Source organism: Lamprobacter sp. (genome assembly GCF_034860625.1).
In the GTDB taxonomy this organism is placed as follows: domain Bacteria; phylum Pseudomonadota; class Gammaproteobacteria; order Chromatiales; family Chromatiaceae; genus Lamprobacter.
This window is the reverse complement of record NZ_JAYESN010000019.1, coordinates 26,278-41,344: the sequence shown is the minus strand read 5'-3', so window position 1 is coordinate 41,344 and position 15,067 is coordinate 26,278. Positions and strand designations below refer to the sequence as shown.

The window sequence follows — 15,067 nt, the reverse complement described above, 5'->3', positions numbered from 1 at the left end:
TCAGAGAATAGAAAATCAGTGTATCGGCTCGAGCGCGCCTCTATCAACCGCGCCCTCAGACCAAACAAAAAGCTGTTCAAGCTCGAGATTAGGTCGAGCCCCGGTGGACTGGGTCACGCCAAGCCTCGAGCTGCTCGATGATCGGCGCAATCGCCGGCGGCGTCGGATCATCCACGAACAGCCGGCGCAGCATGGTGCGATGGGCGCCATTGACGATGACGGGCTCTGCGACACCTTCGAGCCGCAGCGACTCGACGCTGACAGCACCATCGCCGAGCCCATCGCCCAGCCCCTCGCTCAGCTCATCGAACCAGGCATGCAGCTGCTTACTGAGCGCCTCGGAGCCGACCTCAGCGGCGACCGCATCGAGGCTGGCGATGAGCTGTTTCGGCGGCTCGACCAAGCGCGCACCGATGATGGCGCGCGGCACCGATTCGGGCCAAGATAGACCATTGATTGAGCAGCCGACGCGTCAATTACTTCAGCGCCGCCGCTATCGATTCAGCGCCAACGCGATCGAGCCGATCTAGCCGAAACGAACTCGGCATGTTTTAATCTCAACGCTGTCGCTCTCATCGCTAAAATAGGCTTGAAACGCTGCGTTCGCAGATTAACGTAAGAGGCACTTCTCATGAACGCCTTTGACCTGCGTACCTCTGCGTCATCTGTGGTTTTTAACCTGCATGGCGCGTCGCCACCCCGGACGATGAAGCGCTTGTTTCACGGTCAGGATGCCCGCGCAAAAGAAATCGTCTCTCGCGTGAACCGCCACCCAGCCTTCCAAGCATCACCAGTCGCGAATCGAGCTTAACAGCCTGCCTCAATGGCAGCAACCAGCGCGAACCAAAGACCGAGTCTTGCAATCCACAGCAGCTGCCCGTGGCTTAGAATCACTCGCTTTCTGCACTTGACTTCTCCGCACAGCACGAGATGACCGATTTAAAACACTTGGAGCGATGACATCCATTCATGACTTTCTCTATCGACAACCTTTACAAACCAGGGCTGATAGCGCCATTACGGCTCGCTGTTGCCGGCCTGTTAGCGACCGCCACAGCGACGGCCGACGAGATCATCATGCAGAACGGCGATCGGCTGAGTGGCGATGTCGTCCGCCAAGACAAGGGACAGCTCCAGTTGCAGACCGCCTACGCAGGTACCATTGCGATCGATTGGGACCAGGTGCAAGAGGTTGTGCTCGACGAGCCGGCCGCGGTCCTGCTCGACGACGACCGCGTGATCGAGGTCGCCAAGGTCACGCAGACGCAAGATGAGGTGCAGCTCACCCCTCCCGGGGACGCCGAGCCGATGTCGCTGCCGCCCGAACGTGTTGAGATCATCGAGCCCGAGCCCTGGGAGATCGGCAACGGCTATCGCCTGACCGGACGCGTCAACCTTGCCCTGCAGGATGAGACCGGCAATTCCGAGAGTACCGAGCTTGATCTCGATTTCGATCTCCGATTCCGCCGCCGTTGGCACGAGCTCGAGACCTATGGGCAGCTCGAATATGACACCACGCGCGGCATCAAGACCACCGAGAACTGGACCCTGCTGAACAAATACACCCGCCGTTTTCCAAAGTCTCCCTGGTATGGCGCGGCCTGGCTCAGATTGAAACACGACCGCTTCGCTGATCTGCGCCTGCGCTACCTGGTCGGGCCGTCACTGGGCTATCGATTCAGTACCCACGATGACATGCGTCTGAGCGCCGAGGTCGGGCCGATCTATCTGCACGAGGACTTCTATGACCATGAAGACGCCGAGCGCTGGGGGCCGGGCGTCTTCATCGATTATGAACAAGATCTGTTATCCGATCGGCTCCAGTTCTATCTCAATGGCATGGGCTTCAGCGCTATCAATGGACAAAGCAAAGACCTGTGGGTCTCTTGGACGGGATTGCGCGTCCCACTCATCGGCGGCTTTGTCGGCAGTATTGAATACGAGATCGACTACGATAGCGATCCCGCTCAGGCCACCAAGACCACCGATGAGACCATTCGGCTCAAGCTGGGTTATCAATGGTAGATGAAAGGGTCGAGGAGCTGCCTGAGTCGAACTCAGGCAGGCGACGCAGCAGCAATTCCCGGTTAAAGTCTATTTGACAGCCTTTAATGACCATGACGCCAAGGCACCATTTGACCGGAAAAGGTCTACCCTCAACACGATCGGTTGCTTTCAATAAGTCTTTATTTTAGACGCTGAAGCTTTCTCTCAAAACGGGCGATCGGCAATGTCCAAATCTCGGCGTGCTAAGGCGATTTCTGTCAAAGCTCATACCGCCTTGCTGGTCTTTTCGCTCGCCTTCTGCGTCGCATCGCCGGTCACAGTGCCCGCTCTGCTCCCGACGCCGCTCTTTGAAGGCAAACGAACATCCTGCGCAATTCGGTATGATCTTTTCCGGCAATCGCCTAATCGCGCTGATGCTCGTGCTCTTCTGGGGCTGACTGAGCTGCACTCGCAGCCTGGTCGCTTACCAACGAACCGAGACTGGATACTGAGAGATCAATGGGTCTGGAGTCAGCAGCAGGGCCTGGCCGGCGATCGCCTGGCACACGAGCATGCGATCAAAGGGATCCTGGTGAAGAGCGGGCAATCGGCCAAGCTCCAGCGTATCCGCCTCGCTGAGCGCTAGCGTATCCACGCGGTGACGCGCCCGCGCCTCCGGGATGAAGGCCGCTGGAGTCATCCCCTGTGGCAACGGTAATCGCCCAAGCGCGTGCTTGACGCCAATCTCCCAAGCCGACGCAGCAGAGAGCAGCACCTCGTTGTCAGGGTTTCGGATGAGCGTTGACGCGGTCTCTGACAGCCGGTGTTCTGCACTCGCGAGCCAAAGAAAGGTGCAGGTGTCGAGGATCAGCTTCATTTCCCAATGGCCGATGTTTTCGGCACCGCTTGCGCAGGGGGCTCCCCGGCAGCACCAAACGCGACGGCTATGTCATCAGGCAGGGGATCCCAGAATGCAGCCGGGAGATCATAGCCAGGCTCGTGCGGGCCTTGCCCGATCATGCGTTCGGTGGTGACTGAACGCGGGATTGGCGTTAGCTCCGCCACCGGGATATTGCGTCGTGCAATCACCACTCGCTCACCACGCAAGACAGCATCCAAATAGGCGGACAACTTCGCTTTCGCCTCGTGCAGATTAACCTGGATCATTACCGGACTTACTTGTTAGTCAACTCGATGACTAAAAGTCTAGGCTCGATGCCGAACGATGTCCAGTATGCCCCGCGGGTCCATGCACCCCGCGGATAGCACCGGCAAGGCAGACGTAACCGTTGCCACCCTATGGCTGGCTGCGGTGATCAACTGGAACCACTTTTAGCAACGAAATTCTTAGCAACGAAATCTTCCTTAGCAACGCAATCTTCGATCGGGATCAAAGAACCTCAGTCTGCTAACGCCAGGACTCAAGCTGCTCAATGATCGGCGTGATGGCGGGCGGGGTTGGGTCGTCGGCGAACAGCCGGCGCAGCATGGTGCGATGGGCGCCATTGACGATGACGGGCTCTGCGACACCTTCGAGCCGCAGCGACTCGACGCTGACAGCACCATCGCCGAGCCCATCGCCCAGCCCCTCGCTCAGCCCCTCGCTCAGCCCCTCGCTCAGCTCATCGAACCAGGCATGCAGCTGCTCACTGAGCGCCTCGGAGCCGACCTCAGCGGCGACCGCATCGAGGCTGGCGATGAGCTGTTTCGGCGGCTCGACCAAGCGCGCACCGATGATGGCGCGCGGCACCGATTCGGGCCAAGGTCGCGCGTTCAATGCCTGCAAAAAGGCGCTGCCGGGGCGCAGATCGATCTTCGCCTCCCCTAGCCCATCGCGCAGACCAGCAAACAGGGAAAAGCGTCGGCGCTGGGCGTCCTCGAACTGCTCGCGCAGCTCGAGCCAGATACGCAGCCGGGCCCAGGCCGAGCCCTGGTTCGGGGTGCCGACCATGATCAGTCCGCCGATCGGAGCACCCTCGACTTTGGCCAACTCGGCCACCGGATGTCGCCAGCGGCTGACGAATTCTCGCGCCAGCAGCCCGCCCATGCTATGGCCGATCAGGATCACCGGGCGATCGTCGGGCAACGCGCCCCAGTGCTGGGCGAGGAAGGCGGCGCTGCGGTCGATGCCCTGATCGTTCGGATAGCGTAGCTCCCAGACCTCGAAGCCGGCCTCGGCCACTGCCGGGGCCAGGTCATCCCAGATGATGCCGGGCTCGTCGAGACCGTGGATGAGGACCAGGCGCGGGCGCTCGGGGGCGTTCGTGCCCGAGCCGGCCAAAGGCTTACCGGTGTGCAGCGCCGCCGGCAGACGCAAGAAGAGGCCATGCCCATCACTGGCCGGGCTCATCAGCTCCGGGAACCAATCATCGAGCTGATCATGGACCAGGGTGCGCAACGCTCGCTCCTCGTCTGGGTGCAGCTCGGCCCAGCCGGTCCAAAGCGCGGCGACGGCCAAGAGGAGTGCGAAGGCTTGGAGCAGGCGTCGGCGCAGCGGCTTGAAGCGCCTCCGGTGGACTGGATCGCCCGCCGGAGGCCGTTGAGAAGGCATGCGTGCCGCGGTTCAGTCCTCGAGCGACTCGTAGGTGTGGGTGGTGCGGAACAACAGCCAGAGACCAAAGACGGTCGCCAGCACCTCGGCGGCGAGCGCCATGACGAGCGCCATCAGACTGGCGAAATCCACCGCCGAGACCCAGGAGCCGCCGAGTGTGGTCGGCGTGGTTTGGATCGTTGGCACACCACCCTGGGGCGCGGCAAGGAAGTAGAACAGCATCTGTGCAACCTCGATCAGCATCACCAGGATCGAGAAGATAATCCCCACGCTGCTGGCGATGAGGCCGGTCCAGACCGTACGCGTGACGCTGCCCTCACTCGGGCGCAGCGCCGGGTCGGCGATCTTGCGCCCCAAGGCCGGATAGCGCGAGAACCAGAAGATGACGAACACCAGCAGCAGCAGATTCATCGCGCTCAGATAGCTGACGATCGGCAAGCCTTGGCGCGTCCCGGTGACGCTGCCGGAAAAGGTAAACACATAGAGCATCAGGAATACCGGGAAGGCCCCCATCACGATCTGGGTCCAGAATCCGACACGACCGGTGCGCTGGAAGGTCTTGGCAAGACCATCGACCTTGGAGACATGAAGACCATTGACGAGTTTCTTCAGCATGATTGACCTCATTCGCCGGTGGCGACTAATTGAGAAAGAAAGCGAGATATCAGATCACGGCGACCAAGCGCCCCACAAAAACCTTGAGTATCGAATGGATCAGCATCGTCCGCGGGTGTTCGCGGAACTACGCAGCAACGCGGTCCGAGGGGCTCGCAGCATCCCTGCGATGAACGCCCTAGGAACAGGCTGATCCTCAAGCCAGATCCGATCCGATCAGCTCTGCGCTGGTGCCGATACGGCATCAGGCGTGGCTCCTGTGCCTGTGCTCGTATCGTTTCCGCTGCCCGCATCACCCTGCGCATCGCCTCCATGACCCGCTCTAGCACCCTTGACCCGCTCGCGCAGGCTCTGCACCAACACATACAGTGGTGGAATCACGATGATGCCGAACACCGTCGCCGCGATCATACCGCCAAGCACCACGACACCGAGCGAAACCTGACTCGCCGCGCCAGCGCCGGTCGCCAGCACCAGCGGCAGCATGCCCAGAATGAAGCTGAACGCGGTCATCAGCACCGCGCGGAAGCGGATACGCGCGGCATCGGCGGCGGCCTGTTGAATCGGCAGCCCCTCCTCGCGTAGCTGCTTGGCGAACTCGACGATCAGGATCGCATTCTTGCTCGCCAGGCCGATCAGCATCACCAGGCCGATCTGGGTATAGACGTTGTTATCCAGCCCGACCGCCCAGGTTGCCGCCAGGCCACCGAGGGCAGCGATCACCACCGAGAGGATGACCGAGGTCGGCACCGTCCAGCTCTCGTATTGAGCGACCAGGAACAGATAGACGAACAACAGCGCCAGCGCCAGCACAACGGCCGCCTCACCGCCGGCCTGCACCTCTTGGAAGGTGGTACCGCTCCAGTCGATCGCGAAGCCATCCGGCAGATTATCGCGCTCAATCTCCCGCAAGGCCGCAATGCCCTCGCCAGTGCTGCCGACCGGTGTCACATTGACACTGGCGGCACGGAACATGTTGAAGCGCCGCGTGCTCTCCGGTCCCAACACGGGCTCGACGGTCACCAACGAGGCCAGCGGCACCATCTGCCCGCGCGTGTTGCGCACATGCAGCCGTGACAGATCCTCGGGGCTCATCCGAAACGGCGCATCGGCCTGCAGGAAGACGCGGAAGGTACGCCCGAACAGGTTGAAATCGTTGACATAGAGCGAGCCGAGATTCGCCTGCAGGGTCAGGAATAGGTCCGAGACCCGCACCCCCATGGCCTCGGCGCGCTGGCGGTCGATGTCCAGGAACAACTGCGGCGTCCGTGCGCTGAAGGTCGAAAAGGCGCGCTGGATCTCAGGATTGCCATTGGTGTTGATGATGAAACCCTGCAGCACCCCGGCCAGTTCCTCCGGCGAGCGACCGGCCAGATCGAGCAGTTCCATCTCGATACCGCCGGCGGTGCCGAGGCCCTGGATCGGCGGCGCCGCGAACGCAAACACCGTCGCTTGTGGGATCGACAACAGCAGCGGCTGCACCCGTGCGAGTACCGCATCCGAGCTATGCTCCAGCCCCGGGCGCTCATCCCAATGCTTCAGGATCGCGATCGCCAGGCCGCCGCTCGAGCGCACCCCAGCCAGCAGACTAAAGCCAGCGACGGTGAGCACGTGATCGACCTCCTCCTGCGCAGCCAGTGTTTGCTGCACCTGCTCCAACACCGCCCCGGTGCGGTCGACCGACGAAGCGTCAGGCAGCGAGACATCGATAAAGAAGTAACCCGTGTCCTCGCTTGGGATAAAGCCGGTCGGTACCTTGTTGAACAGCCAGCCAGCACCGACACCGCTGGCGATGATCACCAACAGCGCGATGATGGAGCGCTTACCCAAGCTTTTGACGAGCGCGGTGTAGCCGTTGCGTGTCCAGTCGAGCGCCTGGTTGAACCAGCGCAGCGGTCCGCGCGGCGCCCGCGACGGGCGCAGCAGTAAGCCGCAGAGCGCCGGACTCAGGGTCAAGGCGACCAACGACGAGAGGGTGACCGCCACCGAGATGGTCACCGCGAACTGCAGATAGAGCTGTCCGGTGATGCCGGGCAGGAAGGCGGTCGGCACGAACACCGCGTAGAGCACCAGTGTGGTGGCGATAATCGGCCCGGTGACCTGCACCATCGCGCGCTTGGCGGCCTCCTTGGCGCTGAGCCCTTCTTCGTCCATCAAACGTTGCGTGTTTTCGACCACGACGATGGCATCGTCGACGACGATACCGATGGCGAGGATGATCGCGAACATCGACACCGTGTTGATCGACAGCCCGGCGGCGAGCAAGATCGCGAAGGCGCCGATGATCGAGACCGGGATCGCCAATACCGGCACCAGGGTCGAGCGCCAGTCGCCGAGGAACAGATAGGTCACCAGGATAACCAGCCCCAACGCCTGGAATAGCGTGATCACCACGTTGCGCATGCTGATGCGCACAAAGTCGGTGGTGTCATAGTAGATCGCGTACTCGAGATCGTCCGGAAAGCGCTCAGCGATCTGATCCAGGGTCGCGTAGACGCGGTCGGCGGTCTCCAGCGCGTTGGCACCCGGCGACAGATAGATGCCGAGCGCCGCGGTCGGCGCACCATCAATCCAGGCATTGGCGTCATAGGTCTGAGCACCGAGCTCGATACGGGCGACATCGCCCAGGCGGATGGTCGAACCATCCGGGTTGGAGCGCACCAAGATCTCCTCGAACTCGGAGACCTCGGTCAACCGCCCCTGTGCCTGCAGGCTGTAGGTGAACGCTCGACCCTCATTACCCGGCGGAGCGCCGAGCCGGCCAACCGCGGCCTGCAGGTTTTGCCGGCGGATGGCATCCACTACCTCGGCCTCGCTGACGCCGAGCGCGGTCATCACCTGCGGGTTGAGCCAGATGCGCATCGCGTAATCGAGTGGGCCAAACTGGCTCGCCTCGCCAACACCGGGGATACGCGCCAGAGCATCACGGATGTTGATCTCCATGTAATTGGAGAGGAACAGGCGATCGTAACTGCCGCCTGGCGAGAGCAGGTTTACCGTCAGCAGCATATTGGTCGACTGCTTGCGCACCGAGACGCCCTGCTGGACCACCTCATTGGGCAGCGTCGGCGTGGCCAGCGCGACCCGGTTCTGCACGTTGACCGCGGCGATGTCCGGATCGGTGCCGAGCGCGAAGGTCACGTCAAGCCGGTAGCTACCGGTGTTGTCGCTGGTCGAGGTCATGTACAGCATGTCGTCGACGCCGTTGACCTCGGCCTCGATCGGCGCGGCGACGGTCTCGGCGACGACCTCGGCATTGGCGCCCGGATACCGCGCCTGTACCGAGACCTGCGGCGGCACGATGTCTGGGAATTGCGCGACCGGCAGCACCTGAATGGCGATGGTGCCGGCAATGATGATCACCAGCGAGATCACCATCGCGAAGCGGGCGCGGTTGATGAAGAAGGCGGAGAACATAGTGGATCAGCCCTCGTCGTCTAGGGTCGCCGGGCTCGGCTGCACCCGCATGCCGGGACGCGCCTTTTGCACACCCTCGACGATCACCTGCTGCCCCAGCTGTAGCCCCGACTTGACCACCCAGTCGGTATCGACCCGCGCCCCCAGCTCGACGCGCGCCAGCTCGACCTGGTTGTCGGCAGTGACCACCAGCACCAGCCTCCCGGCCTGGTCTTGCTGCACTGCGATCTGCGGCACCACGATCGCAGTCTCTGGCTCGGCCGCCTTCGCCACGACGGTCACGAACTGCCCCGGCAGCAGCACTTCGCTCGCATTATCGAAGCTGGCGCGCACCCGCACCGTGTCGGTGGTCTGGTCGACCTCGGGGTCAAAAAACTCGAAGCGGCCGGGCTCATCCAGCATCGAATCGTCGGCGAGGCGGACGTAGGGCCGGAATTCGGCGTTTTCACGCATCCGCCGCACCGCGAGCATCGCACGATCATTGATTGGGATGTTGACGAAGATCGGGTCGAGACGCACCAGCCGCGCCAGCGATCCCGACGCCGGACCCACCACGGCGCCCTCGGCGAAGGAAACACGGCCGATGCGGCCATCGAAGGGCGCGCGGATCTCGGTGTAGCTGAGCTCGATCTCGGCGCGCTGCAGCGCAGCTTGCGCCGCATCACGCGCCGCCCTCGCCTCTTGCTCGGCGGCCACGGCGGCATCAAGCTGAGCCTGGGTGGCGCCCCCACGCTGGATCAGCGGCTCCAGGCGCTCGCGCTGCAACCGCGCATTGGTCAGGGTCGCGGTGGCACGCTCGACATCGGCACGGCGCGCAACCACATTGGCCTCGAATGGCTCGCGCTCGATGCGGAACAGCAGATCGCCGGCCTTGACCGCGGCGCCTTCCTCGAAGCTGCGCTCGGTGAGAAAGCCATTGACCCGCGCGACCAGATCGACGGCATCGATCGCCTCGACGCGGCCAACGAACTCCATTTGCGGCGTGATCTCACGCTCGACCACCGGCGCGACACCGACGGCCGGCGGTGGCGGCGGCGCAACCGGCCCCGCTGTTTGATTGCCAGGCTCACAGGCGACCAGCCCGATCGCGCTCGACAGAAAGAAGAGAGTCAGGATTCGCCGCATGAGGACTCCGTGATGACTGGATGGAGGGATGGATGAAGGTATGATGGTCGGAATAATTATCGGAATGATTGCCGGAATGAAAGAGGCTGCAACACATGCAGAGTGCGGCCGCATCCAACCAGCGGTGCGGCCGCGAGACCGTGATCTGTGCACCCATGAGCCAAACGGGCGTGATCGGCAGAACAGTACTCGATCAAGGGTTGGTTTGCTCGATGAAATTGACTGCTCGATGAAACGACTCGACGGCGGATCAATGCACATTCAGCACCCCAACCCAAAGCAGCAGTGAGAGGATCAACAAAGACAGCCCGGCCACCGGCCACTGTCGCAGACCGCGATCCAGCCTTTCCACACCAGCACCGATCGCGCTGATCAGGCGCACCAAGGGCGCCCACCAGACCAGGATGTCGCCCGGCGGCACCGGCGGCAGTCGCTCACCCCAGCGCCACAAAGCCAAGGCCGCAAGCGCGCCGAGCAGCAAGGGCCAACTCGCCTTCCAGAGGTCAGCGGGGCTGATCGAGAGCACCAGCCAGGTCTGTGTCGGACCGATGCCAAGCCAAGGCAGCAGCAGCCAGGGCAGCAGCAACGCGGCGAGCGCCATCAGCCACCAGGGCAAGAGTCGTCGAAACAGACCGCTGCAAGGTCCCTGGATCGCATGAGGGTCGATCGCCCCCACACTGCCCGCATCCGTTTCGCCCTCCATGGCTGCACCCGTTTTGCCGCCAAGGGTCAGGCTCGGCTTGACCGCACTCGGACCTGGCTCACTGACAGCTGACGAACGCCCACCTGCGCCACTGACAGCTGCCACAGCACCCTCGCCACTGCACCACAGCCGGCGCAGGAAATGCAGCATCAGCAGGGTCGAGCCCGCCGCCGAGAGCGCCGCCAGCAGCCCGAGCGCGGGGCTATCAAAGAGTGGCTTTAGCGCCAGCTTGGCCGCCGCACCCCCAGTCAACGGCAGACCCGCAATCCCCAGCCCGACCAGCGCCGCCGGCAGCAGCACCAGCCAGCGCCGTCGGGTCACGCCCTCAGCAATCAGGCCCAGACCGAGAAAGAGCGCGCCCTTGGCGAGCAGATGATGCGCCGCGTAGAGGGTGAGTAAGAGCACCACGGCCGATTCGCCTGCTCGCAATGCCAAGCCGGTTGCGGCCGCGATCAGCCCCATCTGACTGATACTCGAATAGGCCAGCACGGTCTTGGCGTTGCGCTGGGTGATACCGATCGCGACGCCATAGAAGGCGCTGATCCAGCCCAGCACGATCAACAGCTCACCCCAGGCCGGCGCTCCAGCCTCGAACGGCAAGAAGCGGATCAGGCCGATGACGCCGGCCTTGACCGCCGCGCCGCTGAGCACCGCCGCAGCGGGGAACGGCGCGGCCGTATAGGCCAGCGGCATCCAGACATGCCCCGGCACCAGCGCGATCTTGAGCGCGAAGCCGAGCAGCAGCAACGCCATGCTCAGGCCCGACCAAGGTGAGCCTGAGAGCCCTGCAACCAGGCTGGTGATCGCCAGACTCGGCTCCGAACTCGCCGCTGAGAGCAGCGCAAAGGCCAGCAGCAAGGCGATCTCGCCGAGGATTGCGAGCAGCAGGTAGAGGCCGGTGGCGCGGCGCGCGAAGGCCGTGCCATCGTGCGCGATCAGGCCGAAGGCAGCCAGGCTGACCAGCCCATAGAACAGGTAGAAGCTGACCAGGTCCGCGGCGATGAAGACGCCGAGGCTACCGGTCAGGGTCAGCAGCCAGAACAGCGTAAACCGTCCCCGATGCGGCGACGCCTGCAGCATTGGCGCGGCGTAAAGTCCGCCCGCAGCCCAGAGCAGCGCGGCGACGCCGAGCAGCGCGGCGCCGGGCCGGTCGACGACCAGGCCGATCGCAAGGCCGGTGGGGTCGAACAATAGCGAGATCGCGGCGACATCGCCCTGTGCGACCTCGCCCTGGCCGAGCACCAGCATCGCAACGATCGCTGCCGCCAGCGCCGGCAGCGGGATCAGCGCTAGCAGCACCCAAAGGCGCTCGCGGATCGGCTGCGAAAAACAGGCCAGCACAGCCAGGGCCGGCGTCGCTAGCCCAACGCCAACCAGCAGCTCGGCCATCGGCAGCGAGGCGATCATGGCCGTGACCCCACCGCGCTGGGCAGCTCAACCGCACTGAGCCCAGCGGGCTCGGCCAAGGGCTCTAACATCGCCATCGCCTCACCACCGCGACCGATCTGCAGGATCTCAAACGAGGTCAGCGGCACCAGTCCGAGCGCAATCGAGACCAAGGCGAGGGCCAACACGATCAGCTCACGCGAGCGCGGGACCGGCCGCTGCAGCCGCGGTTGTCCCTGGACCGATTGGACCTGACCCGTTTGCTCCGCCGGCTCAGGCGACGACTCAGGCAATGACGCAGACTGCCGGTCAGTTGGAGGCCCTGCTCCAACACTAATGGCCCCAGCGCTAGCAAAGCTCGCCGCCGCCAGCACCCGATAGAGGTAGGTCCCCGTGAGCAGGCCGCCGAACAGGATCACCAGCGTCCACCACCATTGCCCGGTCTCGATCGCGGCCCGCAGCAGCAGCCATTTGGCCGCAAAGCCTCCACTCGGCGGCAGCCCCATCAACGACAGCCCGGACAGCGCAAAGGCGACCAGCGTGATCGGCAGCAGCCGGCTGAGACCACCCAGGTCCACGATCCGATCATGGCCGAGCGCGATCGCGATCAGCCCGGCTCCCATGAACATCGAGGCCTTGGCGAAGGCATGCGAGACCAACTGCAGCACGCCACCGGTCCAGGCCGCCGGCGTGCTGCCATCGGCCAGCGTCGGCACCAGCACCGGGCTCACCAGCAGCGGAAAGATCAGGAACAGATAGCCGAGCTGAGCCAGGGTCGAATAGGCGATCAGCATCTTCAGCCGTGCTTGGCGGATCGCCATGATGCCGCCGAGCAGGATCGCCGCGGCACCAAGCGTCGCCAGGCCCTGCGCGATCTGCTGCGTGTAGACGACCGGCATCAGGTCGATCCAGAGCCGGAAGATCAGATAAAAGGAGCCCTTGACCACCAAGGCCGAGAGGATGGCGCTGGCAGCGGCCGGCGCGCCGGCATGCGCTGGCGGCAGCCAGAGATGCAGCGGCGCCAGCGCGGTCTTCGCCAGCAGTCCGGCGGTCATCAGCACCACCGCGGCGATCGCCGCCGGCTCCACTGCGGGTTCTGCCGCGGCCAATCCTGCCCCCCGCATCGCCGCCGCGAGCTGGCCGATGTCGAGCGTGCCGTAGGCGCCATAGAGCAACGCCGCGCCCAGCAGATAGAGCACCGAGCCGAGCAGTGCGAACAGCAGATAGCGCAGCGCGGCCTGCAATGTCTCAGCGCTGCCCTTGAGGCAGACCAAAGGCACCGCGGTGAAGGTCAGCAGCTCGATGGCAACATAGAGATTGAACAGATCCTGGCCAATGAAGACCGCATTCAGCGCCGCCCAGAGCCCGAGCAGCAGGGTCCAAAAGGCCAGCGGTGCACGCGCCTCATCGACATCAGCCGGGGTTGCGAAATCGGCGCGAGCATAGAGCCCGACCCCAGTGATCACCAGCGCCGTGGTCAGCAGCAAGACCGCCGAGAGCCCATCGACGCGCAGCGCGACCCCGAGCGGCGGCGCCCAACCACCGATGTCGTAGGTCAGCGGCGTGCCTTGATGGAGCACCAATGCGGCCACGGCGAGCACCAGCGCCAGCCCGAGCGGCAAGGTCAAGAGCGCGATGCGCTCCGCCGCGCGCCCGCCCAGCACGAAGCCGAACAGCATTGCCAGCACCGGCAAGACCAGCAAGAGCACCAGCAGCTCATCGGACCAAGCGCTGAGGCTGACCAAGAGCCCGCTGTTGTTGGTCAGCGCGGCGCTCATGCGGACTCTCCCGCTGGTTTCGTCAAGCCAGACAAACCATACGAATCAGAAGAGCCAGACGAATCAGATGCTATTGGCTGCACAACGCGCGATACAGAACGTTGCTCACCGGCGGCCTTATCGCCAACCTGATTGGGCATGGGCTTCTCTGGATGCGCCGGACTCAGGCCAGGCTCATGGGCCGGAGCGTCCTCAACATCGTCAAGCCCTGCACTTTCCACCAAGCGCACCAGCAAGCCAACCGCCAGCGCAGTAGCTGCGAAGGCGACGACCAGACCGGTGATGACTAAGGCCTGTGGCACCGGATCACCACCAAAGCCTGCCCCAGCGCCGCGCTGGGCGATGACGCCGAAGAGCAGAAAGACACCGCTGCCAAGCAGATTGAAGGCCAGGATTTTGCGGAGCGCGCTGGCGCCGACGATGACGCCATAGAGGCCGAGGCCAACCAGCAGCGAGCCCAGCAGTCCATAGAAGGTCACTGAACTCATGATCGATCCTCCAGCGCGTCTGGCAGACCCGCCAGGATCAAGCCCAAAACCACCGCCACCGAAACCAGCAACACCGCCTCGATGAGCAGGATCAGCGGCTTCTCCAAACCGACCGGATAGGCCAGGAAGTCACCGGCCAGCCAGATCCCGGCCAGGCCAACGGCGAAGAACACCAAGGGCCCGATCACCGCCAGCAGCCGCGGCAGCCGTTGCGTCACCGCTGGCGGTTGCATGACGCCAGCCACCAGCGCCAAGGCCCAGACCCCGGCGAGCAAGGCGCCGGCCTGAAACTTACCGCCCGGCAGACTGGCGCCGATCCAGAACAGATGCAGCGCGACCAGGATGACCAGCGGCAACAGGATCTGCGCCAGCAGCACCAGCGCCGGCGACGGATGCGGCAGTGGCAGCCAGGCCAGGCGTTGCCTCCAGCTCGCATCGGGGATCAGCGACCAGAACGCGATCAGGGCCAGCACCAACACCACGGTCTCAAACAGGGTATCGACCGCACGAAAGGCCATCAGCACCGCCGTGACCGGGTTCTCGACCGCCGTTGCCGGCAGCTCCGCCGCCACCGTCGCGGCTAGCGAGGGCGCAGGGTCCGGCAGGCTCAGTACCACCGCGGCGAGCCCAAGCGCGACCGTCGCCGACAGCAACGCTGCCAGCAGATGCAGCGGCCAGCGACGCACGGCCCGGGCGACTGGCGCCGGCGGCACCCGAGTGCTGGCACCGAGCACCAGTAAGCCGATCAGGCCACCGCCGATCGCCGCCTCGGTGAGTGCGATGTCGGGTGCATCCAGACGTATCCAAACGATCGCCATCAGCAGGCCATAGACGAGAAAGCCGATCGCCGCGCGCAGCGCATCGGCGGTGAGGATGACCCAGAGCCCCAACAGCAAGGCCGACATCGCAAGCACGACGTCGGCCAGCAAGGCGAGATCGAAGGGAGCGCTCATCGGGTGGCATCCTCGGGCTGAAGCCCGCCAATCTCGATATCGGTGGCAGCCTGCGCCGAAGCCTT

General features: G+C 64.0%; 12 protein-coding genes. 1 reads left to right on the top strand and 11 read right to left on the bottom strand.

From position 1 onward, the window contains the following. Nucleotides 1–88 precede the first annotated feature (88 nt). On the bottom strand, nucleotides 89–430 hold the full coding sequence (locus VBE63_RS07210; protein ID WP_323682333.1) for a hypothetical protein: 342 nt from the start codon (nucleotides 428–430) through the stop codon (nucleotides 89–91). Nucleotides 431–969: 539 nt separating this feature from the next. Here VBE63_RS07210 and VBE63_RS07205 point away from each other — a divergent pair. Then, entirely contained in the window at nucleotides 970–2,025 is a 1,056-nt protein-coding gene (locus tag VBE63_RS07205) for a DUF481 domain-containing protein (protein WP_323682332.1), read from the top strand. 445 nt (nucleotides 2,026–2,470) lie between these two features. On the opposite strand, the gene VBE63_RS07200 is transcribed toward VBE63_RS07205, so the two are convergent. From VBE63_RS07200 to VBE63_RS07155, 10 genes are all read right to left on the bottom strand, one after another. Beyond that, nucleotides 2,471–2,863 carry a type II toxin-antitoxin system VapC family toxin gene (locus VBE63_RS07200; protein ID WP_323682331.1) on the bottom strand — a complete coding sequence of 131 codons (393 nt, stop codon included), beginning with the start codon at nucleotides 2,861–2,863 and terminating at the stop codon, nucleotides 2,471–2,473. Beyond that, nucleotides 2,860–3,153 carry a type II toxin-antitoxin system prevent-host-death family antitoxin gene (locus tag VBE63_RS07195; protein ID WP_323682330.1) on the bottom strand — a complete coding sequence of 98 codons (294 nt, stop codon included), beginning with the start codon at nucleotides 3,151–3,153 and terminating at the stop codon, nucleotides 2,860–2,862. The genes VBE63_RS07200 and VBE63_RS07195 overlap by 4 nt, the downstream gene beginning before the upstream one ends. Nucleotides 3,154–3,394: 241 nt before the next feature. Further along, on the bottom strand, nucleotides 3,395–4,537 hold the full coding sequence (locus tag VBE63_RS07190) for an esterase/lipase family protein (protein WP_323682329.1): 1,143 nt from the start codon (nucleotides 4,535–4,537) through the stop codon (nucleotides 3,395–3,397). A 12-nt stretch (nucleotides 4,538–4,549) separates the two neighbouring features. Then, nucleotides 4,550–5,152: a DUF3611 family protein gene (locus VBE63_RS07185; protein WP_323682328.1), complete on the bottom strand. Its 603-nt coding sequence runs from the start codon at nucleotides 5,150–5,152 to the stop codon at nucleotides 4,550–4,552. A 216-nt stretch (nucleotides 5,153–5,368) separates the two neighbouring features. After that, nucleotides 5,369–8,569, bottom strand: a complete 3,201-nt coding sequence (locus VBE63_RS07180; RefSeq protein ID WP_323682327.1) for a multidrug efflux RND transporter permease subunit — start codon at nucleotides 8,567–8,569, stop codon at nucleotides 5,369–5,371. Between the two features lie 6 nt (nucleotides 8,570–8,575). Continuing rightward, nucleotides 8,576–9,694 (bottom strand): efflux RND transporter periplasmic adaptor subunit, encoded by a 1,119-nt coding sequence (locus VBE63_RS07175; RefSeq protein WP_323682326.1) that lies wholly within the window; start codon nucleotides 9,692–9,694, stop codon nucleotides 8,576–8,578. A gap of 250 nt (nucleotides 9,695–9,944) precedes the next feature. Further along, the gene (locus VBE63_RS07170) at nucleotides 9,945–11,804 is read right to left on the bottom strand and encodes a complex I subunit 5 family protein (protein WP_323682325.1); all 1,860 of its coding nucleotides are present in this window, start codon (nucleotides 11,802–11,804) and stop codon (nucleotides 9,945–9,947) included. After that, nucleotides 11,801–13,561, bottom strand: coding sequence for a complex I subunit 5 family protein (locus VBE63_RS07165; protein ID WP_323682324.1), 1,761 nt, complete (start codon nucleotides 13,559–13,561; stop codon nucleotides 11,801–11,803). Before VBE63_RS07165 ends, VBE63_RS07170 begins: the two co-directional genes overlap by 4 nt. Beyond that, entirely contained in the window at nucleotides 13,558–14,049 is a 492-nt protein-coding gene (locus VBE63_RS07160; protein ID WP_323682323.1) for an NADH-quinone oxidoreductase subunit K, read from the bottom strand. The genes VBE63_RS07165 and VBE63_RS07160 overlap by 4 nt, the downstream gene beginning before the upstream one ends. Further along, complete coding sequence (locus VBE63_RS07155; protein ID WP_323682322.1) at nucleotides 14,046–15,002, bottom strand: hydrogenase subunit MbhD domain-containing protein; 957 nt, start codon at nucleotides 15,000–15,002, stop codon at nucleotides 14,046–14,048. The genes VBE63_RS07160 and VBE63_RS07155 overlap by 4 nt, the downstream gene beginning before the upstream one ends. Nucleotides 15,003–15,067 lie beyond the last annotated feature (65 nt).

Coding starts and splice junctions, on each gene's coding strand:
- VBE63_RS07205 (WP_323682332.1), top strand. CDS start 970: ATGACTTTCTCTATCGACAACCTTTACAAACCAGGGCTGATAGCGCCA.
- VBE63_RS07200 (WP_323682331.1), bottom strand. CDS start 2,863: ATGAAGCTGATCCTCGACACCTGCACCTTTCTTTGGCTCGCGAGTGCA.
- VBE63_RS07195 (WP_323682330.1), bottom strand. CDS start 3,153: ATGATCCAGGTTAATCTGCACGAGGCGAAAGCGAAGTTGTCCGCCTAT.
- VBE63_RS07190 (WP_323682329.1), bottom strand. CDS start 4,537: ATGCCTTCTCAACGGCCTCCGGCGGGCGATCCAGTCCACCGGAGGCGC.
- VBE63_RS07185 (WP_323682328.1), bottom strand. CDS start 5,152: ATGCTGAAGAAACTCGTCAATGGTCTTCATGTCTCCAAGGTCGATGGT.
- VBE63_RS07180 (WP_323682327.1), bottom strand. CDS start 8,569: ATGTTCTCCGCCTTCTTCATCAACCGCGCCCGCTTCGCGATGGTGATC.
- VBE63_RS07175 (WP_323682326.1), bottom strand. CDS start 9,694: ATGCGGCGAATCCTGACTCTCTTCTTTCTGTCGAGCGCGATCGGGCTG.
- VBE63_RS07170 (WP_323682325.1), bottom strand. CDS start 11,804: ATGATCGCCTCGCTGCCGATGGCCGAGCTGCTGGTTGGCGTTGGGCTA.
- VBE63_RS07165 (WP_323682324.1), bottom strand. CDS start 13,561: ATGAGCGCCGCGCTGACCAACAACAGCGGGCTCTTGGTCAGCCTCAGC.
- VBE63_RS07160 (WP_323682323.1), bottom strand. CDS start 14,049: ATGAGTTCAGTGACCTTCTATGGACTGCTGGGCTCGCTGCTGGTTGGC.
- VBE63_RS07155 (WP_323682322.1), bottom strand. CDS start 15,002: ATGAGCGCTCCCTTCGATCTCGCCTTGCTGGCCGACGTCGTGCTTGCG.